The organism is Mogibacterium diversum, from assembly GCF_938028775.1.
Lineage (GTDB): Bacteria > Bacillota > Clostridia > Peptostreptococcales > Anaerovoracaceae > Mogibacterium > Mogibacterium diversum_A.
The window spans coordinates 45,197-71,764 of the sequence record NZ_CALIZG010000013.1 but is presented as its reverse complement, the minus strand read 5'-3'; the positions used below and the strand labels follow the sequence as shown (position 1 = coordinate 71,764).

Annotated in this window: 19 protein-coding genes and 1 tRNA gene; 5 read left to right on the top strand and 15 right to left on the bottom strand. The window is 44.4% G+C overall.

From position 1 onward, the window contains the following. Nucleotides 1-119: 119 nt before the first annotated feature. Both Q7O90_RS03280 and Q7O90_RS03275 read right to left on the bottom strand, forming a co-directional pair. Nucleotides 120-551: a GTP pyrophosphokinase gene (locus Q7O90_RS03280; protein WP_304127434.1), complete on the bottom strand. Its 432-nt coding sequence runs from the start codon at nucleotides 549-551 to the stop codon at nucleotides 120-122. Nucleotides 552-615: 64 nt separating this feature from the next. Continuing rightward, nucleotides 616-2,478, bottom strand: coding sequence for an MBL fold metallo-hydrolase (locus Q7O90_RS03275; protein ID WP_304127431.1), 1,863 nt, complete (start codon nucleotides 2,476-2,478; stop codon nucleotides 616-618). Nucleotides 2,479-2,726: 248 nt separating this feature from the next. Between Q7O90_RS03275 and Q7O90_RS03270 the strand changes: the two genes are divergently transcribed. Beyond that, nucleotides 2,727-3,038 carry a DUF898 family protein gene (locus Q7O90_RS03270; protein ID WP_304127428.1) on the top strand — a complete coding sequence of 104 codons (312 nt, stop codon included), beginning with the start codon at nucleotides 2,727-2,729 and terminating at the stop codon, nucleotides 3,036-3,038. A 57-nt stretch (nucleotides 3,039-3,095) separates the two neighbouring features. Here Q7O90_RS03270 and Q7O90_RS03265 read toward each other — a convergent pair. After that, a tRNA-Thr gene (locus Q7O90_RS03265) sits at nucleotides 3,096-3,170 on the bottom strand. A gap of 164 nt (nucleotides 3,171-3,334) precedes the next feature. Between Q7O90_RS03265 and ansA the strand changes: the two genes are divergently transcribed. The 3 genes from ansA to Q7O90_RS03250 are packed head-to-tail and all read left to right on the top strand — an operon-like array spanning nucleotide 3,335 to nucleotide 6,173. Then, nucleotides 3,335-4,375, top strand: coding sequence for an asparaginase (gene ansA, locus Q7O90_RS03260; protein ID WP_304127427.1), 1,041 nt, complete (start codon nucleotides 3,335-3,337; stop codon nucleotides 4,373-4,375). Next, the gene (locus Q7O90_RS03255) at nucleotides 4,372-5,049 is read left to right on the top strand and encodes a DUF6873 family GME fold protein (RefSeq protein WP_304127425.1); all 678 of its coding nucleotides are present in this window, start codon (nucleotides 4,372-4,374) and stop codon (nucleotides 5,047-5,049) included. The genes ansA and Q7O90_RS03255 overlap by 4 nt, the downstream gene beginning before the upstream one ends. Nucleotides 5,050-5,057: 8 nt before the next feature. Beyond that, nucleotides 5,058-6,173, top strand: coding sequence for an elongator complex protein 3 (locus Q7O90_RS03250; RefSeq protein WP_304127422.1), 1,116 nt, complete (start codon nucleotides 5,058-5,060; stop codon nucleotides 6,171-6,173). 132 nt (nucleotides 6,174-6,305) lie between these two features. Here Q7O90_RS03250 and aroD read toward each other — a convergent pair whose 3' ends face one another. The 5 genes from aroD to Q7O90_RS03225 form a co-directional block, all read right to left on the bottom strand. Beyond that, the gene (aroD, locus tag Q7O90_RS03245; RefSeq protein ID WP_304127420.1) at nucleotides 6,306-7,067 is read right to left on the bottom strand and encodes a type I 3-dehydroquinate dehydratase; all 762 of its coding nucleotides are present in this window, start codon (nucleotides 7,065-7,067) and stop codon (nucleotides 6,306-6,308) included. Nucleotides 7,068-7,130: 63 nt separating this feature from the next. Then, nucleotides 7,131-8,786 (bottom strand): ClC family H(+)/Cl(-) exchange transporter, encoded by a 1,656-nt coding sequence (locus Q7O90_RS03240; protein WP_304127417.1) that lies wholly within the window; start codon nucleotides 8,784-8,786, stop codon nucleotides 7,131-7,133. 82 nt (nucleotides 8,787-8,868) lie between these two features. Next, on the bottom strand, nucleotides 8,869-10,377 hold the full coding sequence (locus Q7O90_RS03235; protein WP_273280547.1) for a DUF1846 domain-containing protein: 1,509 nt from the start codon (nucleotides 10,375-10,377) through the stop codon (nucleotides 8,869-8,871). Nucleotides 10,378-10,457: 80 nt separating this feature from the next. Further along, a complete protein-coding gene (locus Q7O90_RS03230) occupies nucleotides 10,458-10,940 on the bottom strand; it encodes a DUF1934 domain-containing protein (RefSeq protein WP_106057692.1) in 483 nt (160 codons plus the stop codon). A 10-nt stretch (nucleotides 10,941-10,950) separates the two neighbouring features. Next, the gene (locus Q7O90_RS03225) at nucleotides 10,951-12,162 is read right to left on the bottom strand and encodes an FprA family A-type flavoprotein (RefSeq protein ID WP_304127410.1); all 1,212 of its coding nucleotides are present in this window, start codon (nucleotides 12,160-12,162) and stop codon (nucleotides 10,951-10,953) included. A gap of 204 nt (nucleotides 12,163-12,366) precedes the next feature. On the opposite strand from Q7O90_RS03225, the gene Q7O90_RS03220 reads away from it, so the two are divergent. After that, entirely contained in the window at nucleotides 12,367-13,956 is a 1,590-nt protein-coding gene (locus Q7O90_RS03220; RefSeq protein WP_304127408.1) for a S1C family serine protease, read from the top strand. Between the two features lie 197 nt (nucleotides 13,957-14,153). Here Q7O90_RS03220 and Q7O90_RS03215 read toward each other — a convergent pair whose 3' ends face one another. The 7 genes from Q7O90_RS03215 to Q7O90_RS03185 all read right to left on the bottom strand — a co-directional run bounded on the left by Q7O90_RS03215 (nucleotide 14,154) and on the right by Q7O90_RS03185 (nucleotide 26,407). Then, nucleotides 14,154-16,280: a heavy metal translocating P-type ATPase gene (locus tag Q7O90_RS03215; protein ID WP_304127404.1), complete on the bottom strand. Its 2,127-nt coding sequence runs from the start codon at nucleotides 16,278-16,280 to the stop codon at nucleotides 14,154-14,156. Next, nucleotides 16,280-16,624, bottom strand: coding sequence for a DUF6110 family protein (locus Q7O90_RS03210; protein ID WP_273067479.1), 345 nt, complete (start codon nucleotides 16,622-16,624; stop codon nucleotides 16,280-16,282). The genes Q7O90_RS03215 and Q7O90_RS03210 overlap by 1 nt, the downstream gene beginning before the upstream one ends. Before the next feature lie 225 nt (nucleotides 16,625-16,849). Beyond that, complete coding sequence (locus Q7O90_RS03205) at nucleotides 16,850-17,518, bottom strand: GntR family transcriptional regulator (RefSeq protein WP_304127400.1); 669 nt, start codon at nucleotides 17,516-17,518, stop codon at nucleotides 16,850-16,852. Beyond that, nucleotides 17,509-18,510: a 4-(cytidine 5'-diphospho)-2-C-methyl-D-erythritol kinase gene (locus Q7O90_RS03200; RefSeq protein WP_304127398.1), complete on the bottom strand. Its 1,002-nt coding sequence runs from the start codon at nucleotides 18,508-18,510 to the stop codon at nucleotides 17,509-17,511. The genes Q7O90_RS03205 and Q7O90_RS03200 overlap by 10 nt, the downstream gene beginning before the upstream one ends. 104 nt (nucleotides 18,511-18,614) lie before the next feature. Continuing rightward, nucleotides 18,615-19,403: an Ig-like domain-containing protein gene (locus Q7O90_RS03195; protein ID WP_304127395.1), complete on the bottom strand. Its 789-nt coding sequence runs from the start codon at nucleotides 19,401-19,403 to the stop codon at nucleotides 18,615-18,617. After that, nucleotides 19,404-19,925 carry a nucleoside deaminase gene (locus tag Q7O90_RS03190; RefSeq protein WP_304127392.1) on the bottom strand — a complete coding sequence of 174 codons (522 nt, stop codon included), beginning with the start codon at nucleotides 19,923-19,925 and terminating at the stop codon, nucleotides 19,404-19,406. A gap of 104 nt (nucleotides 19,926-20,029) precedes the next feature. Beyond that, complete coding sequence (locus Q7O90_RS03185) at nucleotides 20,030-26,407, bottom strand: leucine-rich repeat protein (RefSeq protein ID WP_304127390.1); 6,378 nt, start codon at nucleotides 26,405-26,407, stop codon at nucleotides 20,030-20,032. Nucleotides 26,408-26,568: the final 161 nt, after the last annotated feature.

Genomic DNA, 26,568 nt, shown 5'->3' with positions numbered 1-26,568 from the left:
CAAACAAGGATTTTGTATTAAAATCAGTAATTTTAATACTTAGCGGTAATTATTAGTATTTTCAATAGTGCGTTATTTTTGTGCTGTTATTTCTTGTTTTTGCTAGAAATCCCCACTTTTTAGTTGGCATTTCCCTGCAAAAGCCTCTTCATCGCTGCCCTATATTTCTCGACTCTTGCATAGTCCTCTGCAGAGGGATGCTCTATACGGCTGATGTCCATGTTGTGGCTTAGGTCGGCAAGCTTTACGGAGGTCGCCAGCTTATTTTGCGAGATCCTATCTATGTACTGCATGTAGTCTTCGTCTACGCCTTTTGTAAGAGTTTTCACCGCTTCAACTACCTTATCGCTAAATCCGCACATGCGCAAATACATTTCATCATACTCGCTATCCTCGAGCACGTCGTGAAGGTAGGCGGTAACCTTTTCCTCTTCAGTTTCACACATATCTGCGACTGCGAATGGGTGCAGATAGTAAGGCTTTCCCGCCTTGTCCACTTGCCCGTAGTGAGCCTCCTGACATATCTGCTGAGCTAGCTGAATCTGATCCATATTCCTGAACCTCCTTTTGCAACTATCCTACGGTTTACTGTTATAGCAAGAGGCACTAGCCTTGCTATGCTAGTGCCCCTGTTGTATCAAAATTATATGTTGTGCTGTCAATCACATGTGTGCCTGTATACATTACGCCGTCTTGCCCTAGGTAGTACCATACGCCATAATGCTTTAACCATCCTCTGTACATTGCACCGCTGGAATTCAGATAGTACCACTTGCCGTTATCCTGTAGCCAGCCGGTCTTCATCGCACCGCTGGAGCTTAGATAATAGCTATTGCCACCTTCCTGAATCCAGCCAGTCTGCATAACTCCGTCGCTACCTAGATAGTACCAAGCACCGCCAGTGTACTGCCATCCCTTCTGCATTGCGCCGCTGGAATTTAGAAGATACCACTTGCCATTATCCTGTACCCAGCCAGTTTTCATCAATCCACTCGCATCAAGGAAATATCTGTGACCACCGTCTTCTACCCAGCCTGTCTGCATAGCACCATCATTATCCATGAAGCACCAGTCTTTTCCGTACGTTATCCAACCTGTCTTGAGTGCACCCGACGAATCTGCGAAATACCACTTATCCTTGGCTTTCACCCAGCCAGTGCCCATGATTCCAGATCTCGTTAATACATATTTCTTTTTTGCTGCTTTGTCATAATACACAGTGTCCTGCAGCATTAAGTTATAGCCTTCTGAATCGAAGCAGTACCAAGCTCCTTCGATATACTGCCATCCTGTAGCGTACTTGCCGTCATCCTTAATATAAGCGTAAGACCATCCGTCTGGCGCGGTAGCATCTCCCCAGATCTGCCATCCCCTAATAATAGGATGGTAAGTCTTTGCCTTTACTAAAGCTCTGCAAGATTCATCGGCAAAAGTCTGAAGATCTGCGGAAGACTTATCAAAGTCCTCTACGATAGCCCCAACATTTTCAATAGCTTTGTATGCTGGGGTATTGTGCTTGTCTGCATATAACTTGTATGACAGCTGACTAAGCGGTCCATTTGACGAGAGCACAAAGTTCTTAGGCTCCAAGAATTCAAGTAACTGCTTACCATTTGCACTTGAGATGCCGTGATGACCAGTTCTTAGAGTGTCTATAGTGCCAGATTTCTTATAAATAACCTCTCCATATTTATAATCGATCATCGCAGATGCATCTCCGAGTATTACCGCATTGTGTAGCCCCTTGGTAATCTGCGTGATTATGGAGTTGTCGTTCTCCGTATACCCCTCTTTGTTGACAATACTATCTAGGTTGTACAGCGCGATATCTAGGTTGCCAAACTTAAAGCTAATATTGTCGCTATAGTCGCCCTTCTTAGTCATCGTTGCATCTAGCTTAGAAAGTCCACTCGTATCATCGGAGGTGATATCGACCATTGTAACCTTTGCCTCGGTTAGCTTTCGTGTAACTTCCTTAAAGTATTCAGCCGTCTGCCATGTCGGATCTTCGTACTTAGGATCCCAATTTAGATATTTCTTATGAATATAAACGGTATCTGAGTCAAAGAATGGATTTCCATCGGAATTCTTCTCGTCAACCAAATCTATAAATCCACCTATGTGGTCTGAATGCGCATGCGTAGCAACTGCGAAATCAATATGCTTAACGCCTAGCTTCCTCATAAATTCCGCTACGGTCTTTCCATTACCGCCCTGAACAGCATATGGTCCATATTCGCTAGGGTTTGACGCATCAATCATACCGAACTTGCCGTTGCTTTGAACGAGAGTGCAATCACTATGTGAACCATCTGTTGACGGAAGTGATAGATAGTATACCTTATCGCTCTCAGCATCCCATGTTGGATTTTCGTCATCTGCGTTTACATTAATTGGGCAAAATACGACCAAAAAAAATAGCAACACGAGACTGCTACATATAAACGCCAGTATAGAGTTATAGTTCCTTCTTTCCATTTCAACCTCTCACTAAAAAAATATGCTTCATGTAATAGAATAATTTTATATTACAGATGTTGTATTTTCAAGTATTTTATCGGTTAATAGGGTTTGCTCGCCTCCAATTTAGTTATCATATATTTTCATCATTTTCTATTGGATAACAGGAATAAAAAATGTTATCTGCCCTATTTACACAGACCCTCATAAGTGATAATCTACAACTCATGCAAAATTACTATTAAAATTAAATGAGGAACTGAACTATGAATCACGAAGAACCTTATTTTGATGGCGGACTATTTCAGCTTATTGGCTACAGCATCCTTGGTACCCTTATTACAACTGCAACTCTCGGCATTTGTCTGCCTTGGGCATACTGCATGATTTACAACTGGGAAATAAAGCACACTGTCATAGAAGGTAAGCGCCTAGAATTTGATGGTACCGCTGTGCAGCTATTTGGAAACTGGATAAAATGGCTTCTGCTTACAATTGTAACTTTTGGAATCTATGGATTCTGGGTGAGCATCAAGCTTAGGCAGTGGAAGACGATGCATACACATTTTGTGAATTAGATAATGTAAAAAGCCTCGAATCCGCCGATCAAAAGGCGTTTTCAAGGCTTTTACTTTTGGAGCTGCTGGCGAGAATCGAACTCGCAACCACTTCATTACGAGTGAAGTGCTCTACCATTGAGCCACAGCAGCATACGAAGTTGCCAATAAAGTATATAATAAAATCATTTACTTATCAATGTTGCATTTTCAAATTTAAATTGCTGCGTGATATAATCAATTACAGAGTGTGTCACCATTGTCGTGGCAGATATATATTAAAGATTTACAATTGTGAATGAATTACGAGGTGTCATATGACCGAAGCAGAACAAATGCAGAGGATAGAAGATAAGAAAATTTGCCTCATATATACAGGGGGAACAATCGGCATGTCCAGAACGGACAGTGGTTACGCACCAATAGCGGGACACTTTCAGCATGAGCTAGACCGCATCGACGACCTTCGTGCTGATGGAATGCCTAAGTATGAGCTTGTTGAGTTCTCGCCACTCCTCGATTCTTCCAACATAACTTACGTGCAGTGGAACATAATCGCCGAGTCGATTGCATCCCGTTACGATGACTTCGACGGATTTGTCGTGCTACACGGCACAGATACCATGGCTTACAGTACCTCGGCACTTTCCTTCATGCTCGAGAATCTAGGTAAGCCTGTAATTTTCACTGGGTCACAAATTCCACTTTGTGAGCTAAGAAGCGATGGCAAGGACAACCTCATAACTTCCATATTGATTGCCGCTTCTGGCAAGGTAAACGAAGTTGCTCTGTACTTTGGGCACAAACTCTTACGCGGAAACCGTTCTATGAAAGCTTCGGCGGATGGGCTTATCGCCTTTTCTTCGCCGAATTATCCACCGCTTGCTGAAGTGGGCATAGACATCAACTATAACGAGCCTCGCCTGAAGCAAAAGCCTCGCGGCGATCTTCTCGTGCAGTCGATCAAGCCAGCGAAGGTCGGCGTTATCAAGCTTTTCCCGGGAATCCAGTTTGAACTATTTGCACCAATCGTAACGCGCGGACTCGATGCTCTTGTGCTTGAAACATTTGGCACAGGCAACATCCCTAATTATGATGAAGCTCTGCCACCTCTCATCACCCGTGCTATTACAAATGGCACTACAGTGGTAGTCTGCACGCAGTGCTCGCAGGGAACGGTCAGGCTCGGGGCATATGAGACGAGTTCAGAGCTTGCAAAAGCTGGTGCGGTATCCGGTTCAAATATGACTACCGAAGCGACAGTAGCTAAACTCTACTACCTCTTCAGCCTAGGTCTAGAGCACAGCGAGATCAGCAGGCTTATAGAGACCGATTTGCGTGGAGAGCTGAACCAATGAAGATAGCATATCTGTCATCGCTTGCTCACCCTGACCTATGTACTTACCTTGCAAATTCTGGTCATTTTATCCACACATTTCCCGAACTCCGCACGGCATCGGGGCTTGTTGCAAATCATCCAGACGTACTGCTGTGCAAGCTAGGAGCAAGGCCTGAATCTCCTATCTATGAAGGTGCTCCTAACGAATTAAGTCCGCTCTATCCAGGCGACTCAAGATACAATGCGGCATGTACTGGAAAGTTTTTTATCCACAGACTGGACATAACTACTTCAGAACTCCTTGCTGCTGCAAAGGCGAGCTGCGAAAATGAACTGAAGCTTATAGATGTCCGTCAGGGATATGCAAAATGCAGCACTGTCATAGTAGATGAAAACTCTATCATCACATACGATAAAGGAATCGCAAAGCCTTGTGAAGCAGCAGGCATGAACGTGCTTCTAGTCAAACCAGGCTTCGTGAAGCTACGCGGTGCCGATACTGGTTTTATCGGAGGTGCAAGTGGCCGTGTGGATGACGAAATAGTATTTAACGGCAATCTCTCAGCGCATCCAAACTTTAGGGAAATTACCGCTTTCATCGAGGCCCAAGGTCTTGGTTGCAAGTGGTTTGAAACATACGAGCTTGAGGATATCGGCTCAATAATTACGGTTACAAAATCTGATGCTGACTAAGGATATATATGAAGAAACACGCTATTATTCCAATATTCATACCACACCGAGGCTGCCCCAATGACTGTGTTTTCTGCAACCAGCGGAAAATCACTGCTCGCACGACTGCCCCGACTGCGGATGAAGTAAAAAATACGATCGATACATGGCTTACGACACTCGGAGAAGTTCCAACGGTCGAAATAGCTTTTTACGGTGGAAGCTTTACAGGACTAGAGCTAGAGGAACAGAGTTCGTACCTCGCCATTGCCAAGGAATACAAGGATAGAGGGCTCATCGACAAGATCCATCTGTCGACGCGCCCTGACTATATAGATAGAGATATTTTGGATAATCTAAATGCATACTCTGTTGATACGATTGAGCTCGGAGTTCAGTCTTTCGACGATGAGGTGCTTCGTAAGTCGAATCGCGGACATACAAGTACGGCTGTATACGAGGCTGTCTCACTGATTAAAGAGTATGGATTTGAATTCGGAATCCAGCTGATGATTGGGCTTCCGGGAGATTCACTTGAAACGTGTATCTATTCGGCAAAAGAGGCCGTTAAGCTAAAGCCTTCACTGACTAGGTTATACCCGACTATCGTTATTGATGACACGGAGCTACTAGAAATGTATGAGCGCGGTGAATATAAGCCGCTAAGCAGGGAGGAAGCCGTTACGAGGACGGCGGCAATGTATAAGATACTCGATGATGCAGGCATAACTATTATGAGAGTAGGGCTCAAGAGCACTGATATCATCGGCGAAGGTGGATCGATAAACGGCGGAACGTATCACCCTGCTTTCAGGCAGCTAGTCGAAGGGCGGATAGCACGGGATGAGATTGAGCCACACCTAGATAGGATTGTAGATGAGCTCAGAAACTGTTACGAGAAGTCAGGCGAGCTCATAGCTAACCATTTGCATGGCAGGAGCTTGGCAAATGAAAGTATAAATAATCGGAGGTTCTCACGAGTAAAAGTCGATATTTTCTCTTCTCCAAAGTGGTTTTCAAATATCGTTGGTAATAACAGTGAAAATAAGAAATATTTTGAAAAAAAGTACCCCGAACTAAGTATCAAGTTCAGGGTAGATGACAGCTTGGAAGCTGCACAGTTCAGAATAAACTGCAATATATAGCAATGTCTTGGTCTATAAGGCATTGCTTTTATAATGCGTCTTGGCTTAATTGCGCCATGTTAACTGCACCTTGTCGATTGAGCTTTTAAGTTGATTTTCTTCAATTAGAACGCTCTATATATCGTCGATTTATCATAGATACTCGTGCAGCAATTTTATTGCTGTACTGAGATCATTCACTCCCATCTGACCAGGCGCCGATACATTCTTGGCTGCGCCAAAGGTAATCGCCGACCCGAAAGCTTCACCACAAATCCTAGATAGCACTCCTGTTTCAGACATCGAAACCGTGACGATAGGACAGTCCGCAAATTCTCTGTACATCTCCTCTGTAGCGGCGAGTAGTGTTATTACATCCTTCATGTCTTTTGGCATAACTGCAATCTTAGGTATATCTACGCCTAACTCCTGCATATTGCGGAGCCTTTCTACAATCTCGTCTTTGTCTGGAGTCTTATTAAAATCGTGATTCGATCCGATAACCTTGACACCGGCATTGTGAGCACCAGCTATAATTTCTTTTACGATATCTGTTCCTATAAAAACTTCCACATCGACCAGGTCAACGTATCCGGTCTCAGATGCACTTACGATAAACTCTGCATAATCATCAGGTTTAATAGACTTTTCACCGCCCTCATTCGATGTACGAAATGTCACCAACAGCGGAGTCTCTCCAAGGGCTGTTCTTAAATCCTTCAGTACGTCTTCTACCTTACTAAAATTGAACGCATGCTCAAACCAATCGACACGCCATTCAGCTATATCTACAGGTAAACTTCCTATGTTCTCTGCCTCTACCAGTATGTCTTCTTTAGTTGCGCCAATAATTGGTGCACAAATCTTGGGTAGTCCAGAGCCGATTTCGATATTTCTAATTTTTACTGTATTCATGACTCTTTGTCTCCTTTTTTGTGACTCTAGGGCAGTCTGGTTTATGCCATTATGTTAGGTAATCTAATCTGCATCTATCGCCTTGCACTTCTCATCGAGGACCGCCTCGGTTGCTGCAATGTCCTTGAGCCTACACAGTATCTCTAGGTCGTCACCACCATTTAGAATAGTGGAACCATGCGGAATTATCTCCTTGCCATCTCTCATGACTGAGACAATCAGGCTACCTTCTGGAAGCCCAAGCTCCATGACCTTGTGTCCATCCATCATTGAACCGATGTGAATGCTAGAATCAATTACGACCTTGCGTTCTCGAATCGAGATACGCTTCTTGACGTACTTCTTGTCACTCTTGCTATAGACATCCGCCAAATAATCATGGTCGGGTGTGCCTGATCCGCTCTCCACCTTCTTTCGCTGTCTCCTATGCATAAGCTGATCATATACTGGTTCTCCGCCTAGAAGGTCAGCTACTACATATGCGGCGAGAGATGCTGCCACGAGTGATAACAGTGTCATGAAGTTTCCAGTCATCTCTGTGATGAGGATAACCCCTGTAATTGGAGCTCTTACGATAGCTGAGAAGAAACCTGCCATAGCGATGATTACGAAGGCTTTAATATAGTATTCCTCTACGCCAAATGCCGTGCTTAAAAATGTAGAGTAAAGTCCACCCGTAATTGCTCCGATGACGAGTAGTGGTAAGAAGATGCCACCGGGAGTTCCCGTTCCGAAGCTACCTGTCGAGAAGAACAGCTTTGCGACTAATAGTATGGCAAGTGCTATCAGTGTGAATTTGCCATCGCTGATGACCTTCACGAGGTTATTTCCACTGCCGAGCACAGTCGGATAGATGAACATCATGAGGAATGAAATCATGAGCATGATTCCGATACTGATGAACTTGCTATCGAACCTATCAAAGAAATCCTGCATCTTGTCTAGCAGCTTATTGTATATAACACCCAGGATTCCAAGTATTACGCCAAGCAAAACTATTGCCCAGTAGAGGCGTAATGGAATTCTGTGTTCAACATCAAAATCAAACACCGGTCTAAGTCCGATTATATTGACAGCTATGTAGTCAGCAACTGCGCTAGCTGCCATCGTGGATACAAGAACTTCTGCTGAGAAGTTCTTGTGAAGCTCTTCAAGCGCAAATAGCACTCCAGCTAGCGGAGCTCCAAACGCGGCGGCTAGGCCCGCGCCGGCGCCACAGCTCATCAGCATTCTCTCCTCCGTCAGAAGCGCATTCTTCCGGCGCGCGAAGCCCTTGCCTATCATGCCACCCAGCTGAATACTCGGGCCCTCTCTACCGAGAGCCAAGCCGCCGCCAATAGCCAGAACGCATCCCGCAAATTTAGCAATCAGTACCTTGCGCCAGTTCTGATCCTCAAGACCCTTCAGCTCACCCTCTATTTGCGGTATGCCAGACCCCGAGATATCCGGTTCAAATCTAATGAGCTTATCCAAAATCCAGGCGATTAAAATCAGTGCCATAAAAACTGCAAATGCATATACCGGTCTCACCTTAACCAGATGAACCGCCATCTGTCGGGCATGATCAGCTTTCACAATCATGATTCTGAACAGCGCAATAACAAGTCCGACAATCGAACCAACCGCTATGCCCTCTAATATGAGCTTGTATTTGAATCTCTGTTTCTGCCTGATGTTTCTAACAACATAGCTCTTATCTAAACTGCGCTTTGCAGCCATATCTATTCCTTCCTGCCTCGCTTTGGACAAAAAGCAGCAGCTCTGAATAGAACTGCTGCCCAATATATCCCTCTATAATCAATTACTTCGAGTATAAATCACTAGTCGAAAACTCTGGGTTTGAAGTCATGTCTATTCCCAGCGACTTCAGTGTCTGCTCATCCCTATCGCTTAAAATTGCTGTGCTGTGAGCTCTGCAGCCACGCAGCTTATACAGCTCTTTGAGCGCATAATCTGCTGTAGGGTTAGTCATAGTCGACATAGTCAGAGCCATGATAATCTCTTCGCAGTTGAGTGCGGATTTATCCCCGAAAAATTCCACGTTCATCTTCTGCAGGTTCTCTAGTACCTGCGCCGAGATAACTGGAATGTCATCAGCAAGACCTGCTAAAGTCTTTACAGCGTTGAGAATCATAGCTGCTGAAGCTGCCATCCTGTGCGAACTTCTGCCCGTAACAATTCTGCCGTCGGGTAGCTCGATAGCTGCCACGATTACATTCTCATAGCGCTCATTCTCTGCGCGCTTCATCTCTGCATACTCTTCTGCAGGCGCAACGACTTTTCTATCGTAACGAGTAGCACCAACCTCTTCCATGAGGAGCTTCGTGCGCTCTAGCACGGATTCGTCAATCTTACCCTTCTTATACGAAACCTCTGCAAGCAGAGACCTTCTAATTATCTCCTGCTTAGCTGCCTCGCGGCAGATATCATCATCGATGATGCCGAAGCCCGCACGGTTAACTCCCATGTCAGTTGGAGACTGGTATACGCTCGCATCGCCTGTAATCTTGTCAAGAATCCTCTTGAGAACTGGAAATGCCTCGATATCTCGGTTGTAGTTGACCGCTGTAACTCCATATGCCTCCAAGTGGAATGGGTCTATCATGTTCACATCTTTAAGATCTGCTGTTGCCGCTTCATAAGCGATATTTACAGGATGCTTAAGTGGAATGCTCCAAATCGGGAAAGTCTCAAACTTAGCATATCTTGCTTTCGTCCCGCGTCTATACTCGTGATATACCTGAGATAAAGCGGTCGCCAGCTTGCCTGAACCACCACCAGGACCTGTAACCACTATTAGCGGCTTAGTAACCTCTATGTAAGGGTTAGCACCGTAGCCCTCGTCGCTGACGATAGTGTCGACATCCGTCGGATATCCTTTAGTATAATTGTGCTTGTAAGTGCGAATGCCTCTACGCTCCAGCTTGTTTATAAACATATTAACCGCTGGATTATTTTCGTATCTAGTCACGACAACCGAATTTATCTCAAGGTCATAGCTACGGAAAGCATCGATGAGCCTCATTACCTCTAGATCGTACGTAATCCCGAAATCCTGTCTCGTCTTGCTGGAAATGATGTCTCCTGCATATATACAGATGATTATTTCCGTCTGGTCCTTCATGCGGTTCAAAAGTTTAATCTTGGCGTTCTCGTCGAAGCCAGGTAGAACCCTCATCGCATGCTTATCCTGAACGAGTTTTCCTCCGAATTCGAGGTAGAGTCTTCCGTCTCCAGCCTGAATTCTCTCCAAGATATACTTTGACTGTTCTTCGATGTACTTCTCCGCACTAAAACCGACACTTCCCATTTATTTCTGGTCCTTTCTAAATCCAATTAAGCAACAATAATTAATCCTATATAGTCAAAAGCCCCACTAGATATTATGCATTAGCAAGGCTTAACCTCAATCTCAAGCTTGTTCCTGAGATTGACGTACGGCTCCATCTTAATCTTATAATCCGCAGAAATCTTCCCAAATCCATCCTCATCAAGTGAGTTCTCAATCTTATTTGTGTAAATCTCCATTTCAAGATTCCCAGTAGGTATAACATACCTCGTGATATTGAGCACGCCCTCTTCAAGACGCATATCCATCATGCCAGCACCGTCATCCTTACCGTATCTTCTAATCTGGAGCTTATCCTCACCTTCGAGCTTCACTATGGTCTTGGTATTCTCTAGTCCACCATCTGCAACCTCATCATATGTGATGTACATTGATTTCCCTTTGTTGTATAAGAATCCCTCAGTAGTCACTTCGATATTATCTTCCAGTATGAGTACACGCTTATATGTTTGTCCAGTAGGAATGAGCTTCTCAGAATACTGGTTGTTTGAGATTACTAGATTTATACTTTTCTTCTCTGCCATTAATTCCCTCTTATGCCTGAGCCTGTACAGATGCTGCGATGACCTTCGCTAGCTCTGCAACAGCCTGCGCGGAATCCTCCTTCACTGAGGACTTAATTGTTACGATATCCCCTACAAATTCGATATTCTTCATGCCCTCAAAGAACTCCTTGATGAGCTTCCCGCTCACTGGATTCCACGAACCATTTTCGATGATGCTTACCTTCTTGTTGCATACTCCCATAGACTTCATCTCTCCGAGAGCTTCTTCCATCTTGACGAAGATTCCATTGTTGTATGTTGTACAAGCAATTACGATGTGGTTGTATCTAAACGCCTGTGGGAGCACATCCATTGGATCCCAGTGCGATACGTCCATCAGCTTCATACGAGTAACCCCATCTTCAGCAAGCTCGCAAGCGAGAATTTCAGCTGCATTCTTAGTGTTGCCATAAGGTGAAGCATATAGAATCAGAACGCCATTCTCCTCGGACTCATAACGCGCCCAAGTTAGGTATGCATTTATATATTTCTCAAAATCCTTACGGATGATGAATCCGTGAAGCGGACAAATCCTCTTGATATCAAGACCGCCAACCTTGCCGAGAAGCTTCTCGGTGAAAGTTCCGTATTTGCCAACAATTGTTGTGTAATACTTACGAGCTGATGGCAGCCACTCTAGCTCAAAGTCGTATGCATCTGCGAAGATATTTCCGTCATGTGCTCCGAATATCCCAAACGCATCAGCCGAGAACAGTGAACCTGTCGACTTCTCGTAAGTAACCATTACCTCTGGCCAGTGAACCATAGGCGCCATGTAGAATGTAAAGGTGTGCGACCCAGTACATAGCTCGTCACCTTCCTTGATTTCCTCAAAATACTTGTCAACATCCCATGTCACATATTGCTTAACCATAGCCTTGATTTTCTTGCTGCCGACTACTTTCGCTTCTGGATGTCTCATGATTAGTTCTTCTAGTGAAGCGCTGTGATCTGGCTCAACGTGATTCACAATTACATAGTCGAGTGGTCTGCCGTTAAGCATGTGATCAACATTCTCATAAAATACGCCTGAAACTGATTTATCAACTGCATCAAGCACAACTGTCTTCTCGTCATCTATAAAATATGAATTGTACGCCATACCATCGTTCATAGGAATAGCTCCTTCGAAGACTGAAAGCTTGCGCTCGTTACCGCCAATCCACCAAATCTTATCTGTTACCTTGTAAACGCAATGCATTTTGTACCCCCTGTAAACTAAAATAGAATGCAAATCATGCATAAATCATATCAATAGATTATACTACTTTGGTACACAGTTCAGCAACTTATATTGTCACACTTGGGGTAATTTCTCACATAAAATACATATAAATTGCTATGAAAAAATTATTTTCACTATATAATAACAGCAAGACAAAACTATTATTCAAGGAGAATATCTATGAACGATTTTGATCATACTATTCCGACAGAAAATGATAATTCTAATCAGGTTGACGAACGCTCTGATGCGCAGGATGTACGCTACACAGAGGTCGGTTCTAATACACAAGGCGTAGAAGAGATTCACGAAGATTCTAACGAATATTGGCGCGATGATGACTCTATCTATGATGTGAAAAACGTGCAACTTCCAGAAGATACTCCAGTTAAGAAGGAATGGGGTAGCTACGCACCAGAGAATGCTGGAGACTTCCTTCCAAAAGACGGAGAGGAGCCGAATTTCGTTCTGATTGACGAAAATAGCAACGTCCCTGCACCGAGAAACAGATTTGCTAGAAGTAAGTGCGAAAGCTATGCGAAGCACGCTGCAGACGGCTCATTTGAAAGATCATATGGTAAGCATGCAGCTCCCGAAAGCGAAGTTTACGGGGCTACAGCCTATACAGGACAAAATGGAAGTCCCGAAGCGCAGGGAGCACATGCTTATACTACAGGTTTTAACGGAGACAAGCCTCCGAAGCATAAGAACCCTAAGTATGTGACAAAGAGATTCTTTATAATCACGCTTATAATTTCGATGATGCTCACGTCGATAGTCAGTTCATGGCTTGTGGTGTTTTTCTCAAATAGAACACCTTCCTATAAAAACCTTTCGACCTCCTCTCTGCAGAGTGCTACAGGCGGTAAGCTTACCATAGATGAGATCGCTAGCAAAAATGCCGATGCAGTTGTTGAAATCATGACTACTTCTGGCGGAACTAGCGAAGGTGCAGGAAGCGGGGTTATCGTAAAATCGAATGGCTACATAGTCACGAATTACCACGTGATTGACGGAGCTACGACTATCGTAGTTAGACTTCATAGCGGCAAAAACTATTCTGCTAGTATAGTAGGCTACGATGAACAGACTGATATAGCCGTCCTCAAGATAGATGCTCCTAAGCTAAACGCCGTTACAATCGGGAGGAGTAGCAAACTCTCGGTAGGTGATCTAGCTGTTGTTATCGGTAACCCACTCGGAAAGCTCGGTGGAACTGTAACGGCTGGCATCATAAGCGCAAAGGATCGCAAGATTGAGCTTGAAAACAGGACTCGCACGCTTATACAGACAGACGCTTCTATCAACGAAGGAAACTCTGGCGGTGCATTATTTAACAGCAAGGGCGAACTCGTCGGAATAGTGGTGGCCAAGGGTTCAGGAACCGGTATCGAAGGTCTGGGGTTCGCAATACCAATCGACTCCGTCGCTTCATCCATCGATGACATCATCGAGCATGGCACGATAACAGGTAAGCCGATGGCTGGAATCTCAATCTACGATGGAGATGTGAAGGATAAGACCACAGGAAAGAGCACTGCTGCTGTTCTCATCGCTGAGGTTAATGGGTCAAACGCCAAGGCTGCAGGTCTAAAGAAGGGCGACCAGATTGTATCAGTAGATAACGAGAAGGTATCGACTGCAGAAGGTGTAATTTCAGCCATCCAGAGCCACCGCATAGGAGAGACAGTTAAGCTCGGAATAATACGAGACGGCAAGGAGATGACGATTTCCGTGAAGCTGCAGAGCTCTGCGGAGATTAAGAAATAAACCGTGAGATCATGTCGGTTATCATGCAGATTTACGCATACTAAGTACAAAAAGACAGAACCCACCATCCGAAGGGTTCTGTCTTAATTTTTAGCAACTTTATTATTAGTCTGATACAATAATACGCAACTTAGCGTTTCTTGTATCCTGTCACCATCGTCATAGCAAAGCAGAAAACTGTTGCCCATGCGAAAAACTTATGCTTCTTCATAATCCAACTCCTTGATATCTTCTTCCGACTCACTTAACAGCGGTGTTGTACTATATAGTCCACTCAGTATAGTCGATCCGTTGTGGAATAACGCAGATGAGGAAGGTGTTAAAATTCCTGCAACTCCTAGTCCAATAAGCCCTGCATTGAATGCAACGATGAACTTGTAGTTGTTGTCGATTCTCTCCATCAGCTGCATGCTTATCCTTCTCAGAAGTACGATTCTGCGCAGGTCATCCGATGAAATAGTTATATCGGCGATTTCTCTCGCAATCGCAGCGCCTTCATTTACAGCAATTCCAACATCTGATTCAGATAGAGCAGGTGCATCGTTTACACCATCACCAACCATAATCACTTTTCGTCCTGCTGCACGCTCTGCCTTTATAAATGCAAGCTTGTCTTCAGGAAGCACCTCTGCACGATACTCCGTGAGGTCGAGCTTCTTAGCTACTGCTGCAGCCGTTCGCTCGTTGTCTCCCGTGAGCATGCATACCTTTGACACCCCGAGTTCATAGAGCTCCTTGATTACATCAGCAGCCTCTTCTCTAAGCGGGTCAAATATACAGATGACAGCCTGTAGCACTCCGTCGATAGCTAGGTACAGATGCGAATACTCCGTTGGCAGTGTATCGAGCTTGCCTTCTTCGCCATCTGGCACTACGCTCTTCCTATCCTCAACTACGAAGTGATAGCTGCCAATAATCGCATTTTTCCCGTCTATATTGCTCGAGATTCCATGAGCAACTACATAGTCAACCTTCGAATGCATCTCTTCATGCGAGATATGGCGCTTCTTGGCTTCTTCAACTACTGCATTTGCAACAGAGTGTGGATAATGCTCTTCGAGGCAAGCTGCAATGCGCAAACTCTCCTCTTCTTTTGCATCACCAAAAGTAATAATATCTACTACAGACGGTGTAGCGTGTGTCAGCGTCCCTGTCTTATCAAATATTACAGTATCTGCCGTTGCGGTTGCCTCAAGGAACTTCCCGCCCTTTACAGAGATGTCATACTTGCTAGCTTCCTTGATTGCGGATAGCATCGAAAGTGGCATCGACAGATTCAAAGCACAAGAGAAATCTACCATAAGGAATGATAGCGCTCTTGTCGCATTTCTAGTCAAGAGATAAGTTATTACAGTTCCTGCAAGAGAATATGGAACAAGTCTATCAGCGAGATGGAAAGCCTTCTCCTCGGTTTCGGACTTGAGCTTCTCCGACTCCTCAATGATCTTCACAATCTGGTCGTACTTACCAGTACCTGCAGACTGAGCAACCTCTATGACGCAGCTTCCATCTTCAACTACAGTTCCAGCATATACGTATCCGCCAGGCTCCTTGCGAACTGGAATAGATTCGCCAGTCATAGTCGCCTGATTTACAGATGCTGAGCCCTCAACGACCTTCCCATCTAGTGGAATTACATTAGAGGTGCGAACTACGATTTTATCTCCTGGCTTTACTTCTTTTACATCGACCAATACATCGACGTCTTCCGTCTTCTTCCATACCTTTGTTACGTTAAGAGACATTACGCTTGCTAGATCTGTGACCGACTTGCGACGAGTCCATTCGCCTAGCGTATCTCCTATGTCAAGTAGGAACATTACGGATGAAGCTGTGTCAAAATCATTTCTAAGCATCGACACCGTAATTGCAGTAGCATCAAGCGTTGCAACTTCTAACTTACCCTTAGAGAGCGATTTTATACCCTTAGCGATGAATCCAGCGCTCTTAACGATTGTAATGCCGTTACGAAGCCAGATTGGCAGGAAGATATTTCTCAGGGTTCTAAACATGACCATGCTCACCATTTTCTCCTGGTACTTATGATCAAGCGCCCTACTTGTCTGCTCTGGCACTAATGCGATAGCTTCTTCGTCACTGAAGGAAAATCCTCTCAGTGCCTCGAGAAGAGCCTTTCTTCCCTCTGCGCCACCTCTATATCTAATCGATGCATCGCTCGTTCTATCGTGAACTGTCGCTTGCACGACAAAGGGTTTATTTCTCAGGTAGTACTCTAGTATATCGGCCTGTTCCATAGTCATATTGTACTTTGGAACACGCACACGTATCCTAGAGCTCGATTCGTGAAGTATTACAAATCGCATTATTCTGCGTCCTTAGCTTCTTCTACCTGCTCCTCAGCAGCTTCTTCATCCTCGTCGTATGCTTCAACGATTGCTCTAGCGCTCTCAACCATTAGCATCTCTTCTTCAGCATAACGAACAGCATTCATATCCATAGCATCTTCGTAGATGTCTTCACAGTTCTCTCTTAGTGTTGTTGTGGTCTCCATAAGAGTATCCTTGCCGCGTAGAACTGCAGCTGTACAGTGTGTATATACTTTCTTAGCATCCTTGCTTGTAAGGATTAACTTGCCAACTGTTCCAGCGAGGAATCCTGCTGCAACGCATCCAATACCAACACAACTCTGCTTACCTAAAAATTTCATAATAAACCTCCTAGTCTTAATTCTTCCATAATTATATTGATTGTATCAAATATATCACTTATAAAATTCGCTAGTCAACATTAACTTTTGTTTTGTTTCCCTAACTCATGGTCATTTTCAAGGCTTTCAGCAACTATATCGGTGTTTTCTATGTATATTCTCGGGAACATCACAAAATGCTCACAAAAAACGGGTAGCTCTAGGCTACCCGTTTCAATCAGATGACTATATCATGCCGTTTCCTTTGTCTTTCTCTACGACAAACTTTCTAAGTGTATTGATATGATCTGCTGCTGCTTTCCTTGCCGCTTCCGAATCGCCAGCTACGATAGCATCTACAATCTTCTTATGCTCAATCGGCTGAATCATGTACTTTCTCTGGCTCTCATAGTATACGTAACGGAATCTCATCGATAGTTCTTGAACCTGCTTAACCATCTGGATGAGAGTCTTATTACCACTGCACTGCACTATATAGTTATGAAGCTTAACGTCGTACTCTACCATTTCGTCCATCTCACCATTTTCCATCGCGAGCTCACCTAGCCTGAGCAGCTTCTGTAAAGCTGCTTTATCCTCATCGCTCGCCTTAACTGCGGCAATAGAAGCTGCGAGTCCGCCCAAAGTTTCTCTCACCTCAAAGACGTCCTCTAGATCTTTGATGGAAATCTCAGATACATATGCGCCGTGGCGTGGCTCGATAACAACCAAGCCTTCGTTAGCAAGTTTACGAATCGCCTCTCTGATAGGTGTTCTGCTTACGTTCATCTTCTCCGCCAGGTCAATTTCCATGAGCCTTGTGTGCGCATCTATTTCACCCGTTAGAATTCGTCTCTTGAGCTCTAAGTACACTAGCTCTCTTAATGGTTTCTGAATCTGAAAATCTAACTCCATAAGTTAAGTCCTCCGCTCTTTGTCTTCCAGTATCGCCAAGTCGGTTCAACCCATCTAGCAGATTCTAAAGCCTCACAGTCAGCTTCGAATCTAGTTTCTTCGGTATAGTAAGCTGCCACGGTGGGTCCGCTACCGCTCATCAGAACTTCATCAGCGTGCAAATGCTCGCGTATCCGCGACACCAAGTTCTGCACTTCTCGGTAATGCGTAAGTGTATACAGCTCAAGTTCATTATAGAAGCGATTAACATCTGCTTCCCTTTGCGCAAGCTCAGCGCCTTCTAGTTTCCTGTCAATTGCTTCATACACTTCCTTAGTAGATACAGCAATGCCAGGGTTAAATAAAATCACGAAATATGGTCTCGGCATAACTGCCTCAACCACTTCGCCTATTCCAGAAACTATCGCAGCGCAGCTCGCCTCTCCAAGCTGTGGTAGACCCTTCAGTTCATCAGCATTGAGACATGCATTCATCATTATCGAAAAAGGCACATCCGCACCGACCTTAACGCCCACCTCCATGAGATCCCTCATAGACAAGGGGCTGCCAAGCAGGTGGTTCACGCCGAGCATAACCACTGCGGCATTTCCACTGCCACCAGCAATCCCAGCTGCTACGGGTAGCTTTTTGTCAATCTCGATTGAGATGCACTCAGCACCTCTCTCTTCCATAAGTTCAGTAAGATTATATCGACTAGAAATTGCCTCTATAACGGAGACTGCACCCTTGACAGCTAGATTATCTGCAGTTAATGGAATATTCTTATTTGTTGATGATAAGTATATGTTAGTTTCTGCAAAAAAACAATTATAATCGCAACTATTTATTAATTTAGTTCTTATTTTTAAAACATCGAAAATATTGATACTTTGCATAAAAGACTTTATATCGTGATAGCCATCAGGTCTTCTATGTAGTACATACAGCGAAAGGTTTATTTTCGCATACGCTTTGAGTTCGATTTCAGAAGGCTTCATATCTCCTCTAATCATTTATCCCGCCTTTGATTCTAAAAAATGCGAGGATGCTGTGCACCCTCGCATATATTGTACTATTTATCATACATAAATGTATATGTTATTTGTGATTTTTCGAATTACTTCGAGGATTTTTTGTCCCCTGCTTTACGAGCTTTGATTGGGCTTGGCTTATGAACCTTATATACATTAGGTAGAAGTTCGCTTATCTCAAGTTTCTCCTCAACCTTTTTTGTACCTTTTCTCTTAGCCCTTCTCTCAGCTTTAGCAACTCTCTTTTTCTCTTCAGCGATTACTTCTTCTACTGACTTTCCTGTCTTCTTCGCCTCTTTGTAAGGATTGAATGTCGATTCTCCGGTTTTCTCTTTCTCAATCTTATCGTCATCATCCTTATTGCGCTGCTGTCTAATTGTCACAACCATGATACCACCGAACATGATTACCATCATAACCATATTGATAGTTGTGTTCAGAGTCTGGTTGAAAGTCTTAAAGCTTACAGTAGTCTCTTTTCCAAGGGTATTGCCATTATCGTCCACAAAATCCTTCTCGATTACGAGCTTGTACTCCGAGTTATTCTTAACCTTGAATTTCTTGTTAGTGCTATCCCCGAGCACGAGCACTAGTCCGGAATCATCGTTAGCAGTCAGAACCTTTATTGGGATTTTCTTGCCATCCTTATCAACAATCTTGACACTATTTTTGTTATTGGCCTGCGCTGCCTTACTTGATACAGAATGATTAAAGTAAAGCTTAACTCCTAGGTTCTCGATTGAAGTGTTCTTCTGTCCATCCTTAGGGTATGAAGATTTCAGCGCAAAAGTAGTATCATCTGCTGCGAAGCACATAGCTGTGCTAAGAACAACCATAAGCATCGATAGAACTGCAATTAGTCCTTTTCTTTTCATCTAATTTTCCTCCAATATATCAACTTCGTTTTCGACAGCATCTATATTCTTCTTGCGAAGCTGTGCCTTAGAAACCCTAAGCTCTCTAAAAAAGCTGGTTAACACCTCCGCGCACTTCTCGGCAAGTATCCCTCGTTCTACATATATACTGTGGTTAAGCTGTGCCTCGTTCGTAATATCAAATATAGAGCCTGCAGCTCCATTCTTAGGATCCATCGTTCCTATATATAATTTGTCTAGCCGCGAGAGCACCATGGCGCCCGCACACATAGAGCAAGGCTCGAGCGTCACATACAGCTCGCATCCACTTAGCCATTTGCTGTCTAGCTTGGCTTCAGCCATATCTATCGCAAGCATCTCCGCATGGGCTGATGAAGATGCATATGCCTCCACCATATTGTGAGCTCTAGCGATAATTTCACCATCTTTCACAACAACTGCCCCTACTGGAACCTCCCCTAGCTCTGCCGCTATATAGGCCTCTCTTAAAGCCTCTTCCATGTAGAAATTGTTATCTCGCATATCAGTTTACTTTATCATAGAGACGTGTATTTTTCAAATGAAAAAACAGGCAGAAATTTTAAATCCTGCCTGTTTTGCCCATAAATCGTCCTTTATTTAGCTTTCTATTCCGAATGACTATTTTTCCTCTTCCTTGAGAATACTGCGAGTGAGCCTGATGCAATAGCCATCATAGCCAGATACAGTATAACTGCTGTTGTATCACCAGTTTTTACGGCTCTGGATACTCTGTATCCGCGATACTTAGCTCTCGCATTTCTGTTACCATTTGAACTTGAAGTATTGCCATTTACGACTGGCTGACTCTTGCTTCTGATAGTAAAGCTTGTCGAAGCTCCGCCCCTCTTATCCTTGAAAGCAACTGTCAGTGTGTGACTACCCGTGCTCTGTCTATCGAGAACTGCTTTCTTAAGGGTTACTCTTACGCTTCCCTTTACAGCAGTGTAATCAACGCCCTTAACAAGCTCATTTCCGTCGAGAAGAACCTTATCATCGTAATAGTCGTCAAATGCCCTTGCATCATCTACGCTACGTTTAACGACGAACAGCATATCTCCATCACCCTTAGTCCAGAGATTGTTATCTCCACTTTCGAAAGTGTACGTAATCTTTGGAATCACTGTGTCAGCTTTTTTAACTTCTAAACTAGCTGCACTATCGAGATAGTACTTATCGCACTTCTTGCAGTGCCAGTATCTAATGTTGCCATCAGCCTCTGTTGTAGGTTCAGTTCTTGCAATCTCTTCAAGGTCATGGCTCACGAGCCAGTGTGCATATAGCTTAGTGTCTTCTGTAAACGCCTCTGTGCCATCTACCTTAGTGCCGCCAGTCTTAGCTGTGAACCAGCCTTCAAATGTCGTGCACGCATCCTTGTCAGGCAGTGCGTTTAGCGCAACCTTTCCGTTTTCATCTGTGGTTAGCTCTGTCGTCTTGGAATCTTCGTCGTTGGATAGAAGCTCCACCTTATATGGTACATAGAATGTTGCCGCTGGATCCTTTACCTTGAAGTTAGAGTAAACGCCAGCTCCCTTGCGCTGATCTTCATTAGAAGATATTAGCTTAACCTTCGCATCCTTGCCATCCACAACGTTGCCCTTGAACGCGTTAGCTGGAACATCCTTTAGAGTCTCCGGTACCTTTATCTCTTTGATATTCTGGTTAGCAAATGCTTCCCTTCCTATCGATTGCAGTGACTTGCCGAGCTCAACTTCTTTGATGCTTGCACGCTCTGGCGATCTGCTCTTGAATGCAGACTTGCCGATTGTCTTTAGGCTATCTGGTAGCTTAACCTTAGTTAGCTTGTGTCCTTCAAAAGCATTATCGCCGATGCTTTCAAGGCCCTCGGAGAACTTCACATTCTCGAGAGGAGCGCCGCTAAATGCCATTTTACCGACTTTCTTCACTGACTTTGGCAGCTCCAGCGACTTTAGATTTGTGCCAGAGAACGCTGCCTGTCCAATCTCAGTTACTCCCTCAGGGATTGATACCGAGTTGATCGCATTTCCGCCCGTCTTAGCAGGCGCAAATGCACCAGTTCCTATCTTTTTGATTGCAGTACCATTTACTGATGCAGGAAGCTTGAGATCTGGATTTACAGCAAGTTTCATCTTTCCTACCTCTGATAGGCCGGTGATTGTATCTCCGTCGGTAGTGAAGTCTTTCTCATTCCATGTAGTATTCTCTTTCCAGTGGGCATATAACTTCATGCCGTCATCGAACTTCTGAGCTGCAGTTACCTTTTTGCCACCTTCACGCTCTGTGAACCAGCCTTCGAATTCATGTAGTGCATCCGGAGCTGTTGGTGTTGGCAGGCTATCAACTCTGCCGTTGTCATCGAGTACAGCGTATCCTTTCTCAACTGTACCGCCATTTGCATCGAATGTAATCATCGCCTTGGACATCAGCACACGGTGAGTTGTTGCACCAGTGTTGAATGCTAGGTGGTCTGGATTTACAGTTCTCAGGATTACGACGTGGTTTGCATCAGTTCCTGTGTTGTTCATGAAAGGTTCACTTCCGAGAGTTTTGAGTGACTTTGGCAGATCAACGCTTGTCAGAAGCCCTTCCTTAAATGCGAACTTTCCGATGTGCTCAACGCCTTCCTCAATCTTGAGGCTTGTCAACGTCAGAGACTTATATGTTCCTTCAAATGCGGAATCACCGATTTCCTTAACTGTTCCAGGTATAGTCAGCTCTGTTAGGTGATGGAGGTGGAACGCCTTCTCACCAATCTTTCTTACAGACGCCGGAATATTGAGTGATTCAAGTCTAGCTCCTGCAAATGCCATCTGACCGATCTCTGTAACTGTACCCGGAATCTCAATTTCACGCAGACGAATATTCATCGAGAATGCAGCCTGTGGAATCTTTGTAACGTTCCTAGAGAGCTTAAGGTCAACGATTGAATTCGCTGTGAAAGCTCCCTCGCCGAGCTCATTAACTGAGTCTGGAATGTGCAGCTTCACGATGTGATTACCGTGGAATGCGCTGGTTCCAATCTTCGTTAGCTCTGTAGCCACCTCGAGGTCGACACCCTTAAGCATGTTGTATTCGAATGCTCTTGCACCGATAGACTTCAGCTTAGCAGGTAACTTAACCGTTTCAAATCCGTTCTCCGAAGTGAAATCATACTTTCCAACAGTTACCTCTGCTTCAGGGATTGCAAATGCAGCATCACCTATAGCCGTGATATCTACGCCTGATGGTGATTCATTTGGAAGAACCAGGTTGTGGTTCCCGCCGTTTCTCTTCGCAATTCCGCTTGTTGTAAGACCCGTGATAGTCGCTCCGTCAGCGCTATATGTGAAATCTTCGCTAGTCCAGCCGCTGCCAACTAGATTGTCGTACTTTATAACGTATGTGAGATCCGCCTTGTTAGGGATGCTGTTATAAGTATCCACTACCGACTTGCTTTCTGTCAGCAGTGTTGGTTTTACTGGGTTATCCCTAAACGCTCTCTTATCTATTCCGCTGATATTAGTGAATGACTTAGGAAGCTCAACCGATGTCAAAAGCTGTCCTCTGAAAGCATTTGAACCTACAGCTCCATTGAAGCCTTCCTTGAGATTCAGCGTTCTCAGCGTTGAAGGAATTGCCTCTGCAGTCTTCTCAAACGCAGATTTTCCTATGCTCGTAACGCCGCCTGGGATAGTGACCTCTGCAAGCTGATTATTCATAAATGCATTGTCACCAATCTTCTTTAGGCTCTCTGGCAGGCTGACTGCATTGGTCTTGCAGCCTACAAATGCTCTTCTGCCAATATCTGTAACGCCTTCAGGGATTACGATGTCAGTAACCGCCGCCTTGTCAGCAAGCCCCACTGTGTCGTTAGTTCTCCCGAATGCCACGTCAGGGATTTCCTTTAATGACTTCGAGATAACTATCTTCTCTGCCAAATCAGTTCCGTTAAACGCACCAGTTCCGAGCTTTGTAACTGAATTTGGAAGGACGATGGATGTTAGCCTAGCATTGAGGAATGTAGAATTACCAATCGACTCAAGTCCATCCGGCAGATTTACATTAGTCACTCCATATACCTTCTTAGCTGTGTTATCGATAGTTCCTGCAAATGCAAAGTCACCAATCTGCTTGACTGTCGATGGCAGCTTAACAGTTTTAGGCACGTATACCTTGCCAGCATCGGCAAATCCAAATGTTCCAATCTGACCATTACTAGCAAGCGCATTGTTAACACCGTTTCCGATCGCAACTATATTGACTCCGCTTGTGCTGGTCTCAGGAATCACGAGCGTGTCATTCTTCTTAAGCTTAGCTTTGCCGGATTCTGTAAGTCCTGTAACCACAGTTCCAGCAGCGTTATATGTGAAGTCATCGCTGTTCCAAGGAGATTCGTCACTTGGAATGTTCTGATTTGCCTTGAGAAGCTGTACGTTAGACTTGCCGTTTCCGATATCCTCAACGAGTGCACCTGGGTCATTTATGTACATGTACACGATGCCGCCCTTTTTCTCGTTAGCATTGCCCGTTGTAATAGGAGCCTTTCCTGTATTTCTGAGAAATGCCCACTTCGATACCTTTTCGGTTTTATCAGGCAGCTGAACCGATTCAATCTTGTTAATAGCAAACGCCATATTATCGATAGAGAGCGGATAATCCGTAGTCTTAGAGAAATCAAGGTTTGCAATCTCATTCGTTGCAAATGCCCCATTACCAATCATCATAAGTGTCGATGGGAAGCGAGCCGACTTAAGCTTGTTCTTGCTGAATGCGTTGCTTCCGATATATATCACCCCTTCTGGAACTGTAAGTTCTGTCAGGCTGTTGCTCTGAAATGCACTTGCTCCGATAAAGAAGTCACCTCTCGTAGTCACGGAGCTATCCCATAGACCATTGCTTGGCGCCTTAACATTCTTAGGGAGCTCAACGCTCTCTAGGCCTAGCCCCTTGAAAGCGCTATTACCAACACCCTGAACTTTATGTCCATCATCATCTATAGCTGGGACTACTAGGTTCTTGTTGTTCGTGAGCTTTGCCTTGCCGCTGTCTGTGAGACCGCTTACAACGTGGATAGTTCCAGTGATTATATTCATGTTATCCTGCGCTGGTGCAGGTGAGTTGTTGCTGTCTAAAGTAATATCTGCGTATGTGAAGTCTTCTGCATTCCACACATTTACGTCATCAGAGAGTATCTTGTGGAATTCAGATTTAGGGAATTTACTTGTATCTGTATACTTTGTGACATCATCAACATACACCTTTGTCACTAGGCTGTATGCCTCTGTTTTTCCTGACGCAGAAGTAACTTCCTTCGCAAACACGTTCTTTGGCAGCGCCTCTACAGCTTCTGGGAGCTTAACTTCGGCTACTTTCTTATTTCTAAACGCATATCTACCGATGGATGTAAGCCCCTCTGGTAGCTCAAGCTTGCATACCGCTGCGTCTTTGAGAAGATAATTCTTTGTAGCGAATGCGTAGTCACCAATCTCTGTAACGCCCTTAGGAACTGTGATACTCGAGAAGTTGTTTCCTGCAAACGCTCTAGCTCCTATCTTCTTTACACTAGCCGGAATCTCAATGGAAGTGAGTCCTGCCATCCAATTCTTGTTATCACTGCAACCGAATGCACTGTCAGGAATCTCTGTCAGCCCATTAGGTAGGTCTATTTTCTCAAGAGCAGGATTTGTCGCAAATGCTCCTCTCCCGAGAGATGTCAAGGTATCAGGCAGAACTACAGTCTTGATGCTATTACCCTGGAACGCAGTATCTCCAATGCTCTTGAGCACTGGTGAGAAAGCCACCTCTTTGAGTCCCGAATCGCGGAATGCGTTCTTACCAACCTTTTCAAGGTCCATAGGAAGAGTTACAGAATCGAACTTCTCGTCCGCAGTTGCAAATAGTCCAGTTGTCGAATCCGTATCCGCAATCTCGGTAACTTTATCTAGCTCCGAATTATAGTCAGGGAGCACGAGAGCCTTGTTAACCTTGCGCTTCGCCTTACCGCTCTCGCTGAGACCTGTTATCTTCTGCCCGTCAAATGTAAAGTCATTTACATTCCACGACTCAGTGTCATTGTTGGTGGTTTCTGGAGTTCCTTCGTTTGTGATTAGCTTCTGTACCCAAGACTTTGTATTAGCGGTCGTCTTGTCCGTCGTATGGATTCTATCCATATTTTTATGATCGTAGTTCTCGGAGTACATGTATACCACGCCGCTATTTGCAAAACTGCCCTTGAGCGCAGCCTTACCCTCTGCCGAAAGCTCTTCCATCCCTGGATTCCCAACAAATACAAACTTGTTAACTACTGCTGTATAGTCGGGCAGTCTGACAGACTTAATCTTGTTATTTGCAAAGGTCATGCCATGCATTTCCAACTGGAAATAAGTTGTCAGCGGAAAATTAACCTTGCTGATTTGGTTATTTGAGAACGCTTGTGTCTCGAGCCACCAGATAGTCCTCGGCAGGGTTACGGTCTTAATCTTGTTATTCATGAAAGCATTTGGAAGAACTGCAAGCACGCCGTCCGGCAGATTTACATTGGTCAAATTGTTTCCTTCAAATGCCCCCTCTGCAATCACGAAGTTACCTCTGCGAGTAATCTTGTGCGTAACTGTGTCATTGTATGACGCAAGCATACCCGACGGGAAAGTTACTGACTCAACGCCCTTCTTTTGGAACGCATTGCTAGCAACACCAACGAGCGTATTACCCTTATCATCCTTTGATGGCAGCACGAGCTTTTTGTTCTTGGCAAACTTAGCTTCTCCCTTTGCAGAAAAACCGCTGATTGCCTTTCCTTCGATATTTACGGTTCTGGTATAGTCACATCCGTAAATAGTCTTGCTCATGTCTGTGTAAGTGAAATCCTCACTAGTCCATTTCTCAGAATCCGTACTGTTACTTGAAGGCGCTTCTGTCTGCGCTTCAGCTCCAGTCTGAGATTCTGCTCCCGTTGTTTCCGCAAATGCGGGCAGTGGAACCGCTAATGTCACCACTAATAGGAGCGAAAGCAAAATTTTCTTCATGTCTTTGTCCTTCTTTTCTATAAAATTTGAGATGAATATAAGATGTATATACGTAATATTATCTGTACATTTTACAATGTATCTAACGTCATTGCTCTCTGCCTGCATAAATATTCAGATTGAAGTTTTATATACATAACGAGACTTGTATTGATAATACT

What these genes read in the sequence shown, in the direction of transcription:
- Q7O90_RS03280 (WP_304127434.1), bottom strand. Translation starts at nt 551, where the DNA reads ATGGATCAGATTCAGCTAGCTCAGCAGATATGTCAGGAGGCTCACTAC.
- Q7O90_RS03275 (WP_304127431.1), bottom strand. Translation starts at nt 2,478, where the DNA reads ATGGAAAGAAGGAACTATAACTCTATACTGGCGTTTATATGTAGCAGT.
- Q7O90_RS03270 (WP_304127428.1), top strand. Translation starts at nt 2,727, where the DNA reads ATGAATCACGAAGAACCTTATTTTGATGGCGGACTATTTCAGCTTATT.
- ansA (WP_304127427.1), top strand. Translation starts at nt 3,335, where the DNA reads ATGACCGAAGCAGAACAAATGCAGAGGATAGAAGATAAGAAAATTTGC.
- Q7O90_RS03255 (WP_304127425.1), top strand. Translation starts at nt 4,372, where the DNA reads ATGAAGATAGCATATCTGTCATCGCTTGCTCACCCTGACCTATGTACT.
- Q7O90_RS03250 (WP_304127422.1), top strand. Translation starts at nt 5,058, where the DNA reads ATGAAGAAACACGCTATTATTCCAATATTCATACCACACCGAGGCTGC.
- aroD (WP_304127420.1), bottom strand. Translation starts at nt 7,067, where the DNA reads ATGAATACAGTAAAAATTAGAAATATCGAAATCGGCTCTGGACTACCC.
- Q7O90_RS03240 (WP_304127417.1), bottom strand. Translation starts at nt 8,786, where the DNA reads ATGGCTGCAAAGCGCAGTTTAGATAAGAGCTATGTTGTTAGAAACATC.
- Q7O90_RS03235 (WP_273280547.1), bottom strand. Translation starts at nt 10,377, where the DNA reads ATGGGAAGTGTCGGTTTTAGTGCGGAGAAGTACATCGAAGAACAGTCA.
- Q7O90_RS03230 (WP_106057692.1), bottom strand. Translation starts at nt 10,940, where the DNA reads ATGGCAGAGAAGAAAAGTATAAATCTAGTAATCTCAAACAACCAGTAT.
- Q7O90_RS03225 (WP_304127410.1), bottom strand. Translation starts at nt 12,162, where the DNA reads ATGCATTGCGTTTACAAGGTAACAGATAAGATTTGGTGGATTGGCGGT.
- Q7O90_RS03220 (WP_304127408.1), top strand. Translation starts at nt 12,367, where the DNA reads ATGAACGATTTTGATCATACTATTCCGACAGAAAATGATAATTCTAAT.
- Q7O90_RS03215 (WP_304127404.1), bottom strand. Translation starts at nt 16,280, where the DNA reads ATGCGATTTGTAATACTTCACGAATCGAGCTCTAGGATACGTGTGCGT.
- Q7O90_RS03210 (WP_273067479.1), bottom strand. Translation starts at nt 16,624, where the DNA reads ATGAAATTTTTAGGTAAGCAGAGTTGTGTTGGTATTGGATGCGTTGCA.
- Q7O90_RS03205 (WP_304127400.1), bottom strand. Translation starts at nt 17,518, where the DNA reads ATGGAGTTAGATTTTCAGATTCAGAAACCATTAAGAGAGCTAGTGTAC.
- Q7O90_RS03200 (WP_304127398.1), bottom strand. Translation starts at nt 18,510, where the DNA reads ATGATTAGAGGAGATATGAAGCCTTCTGAAATCGAACTCAAAGCGTAT.
- Q7O90_RS03195 (WP_304127395.1), bottom strand. Translation starts at nt 19,403, where the DNA reads ATGAAAAGAAAAGGACTAATTGCAGTTCTATCGATGCTTATGGTTGTT.
- Q7O90_RS03190 (WP_304127392.1), bottom strand. Translation starts at nt 19,925, where the DNA reads ATGCGAGATAACAATTTCTACATGGAAGAGGCTTTAAGAGAGGCCTAT.
- Q7O90_RS03185 (WP_304127390.1), bottom strand. Translation starts at nt 26,407, where the DNA reads ATGAAGAAAATTTTGCTTTCGCTCCTATTAGTGGTGACATTAGCGGTT.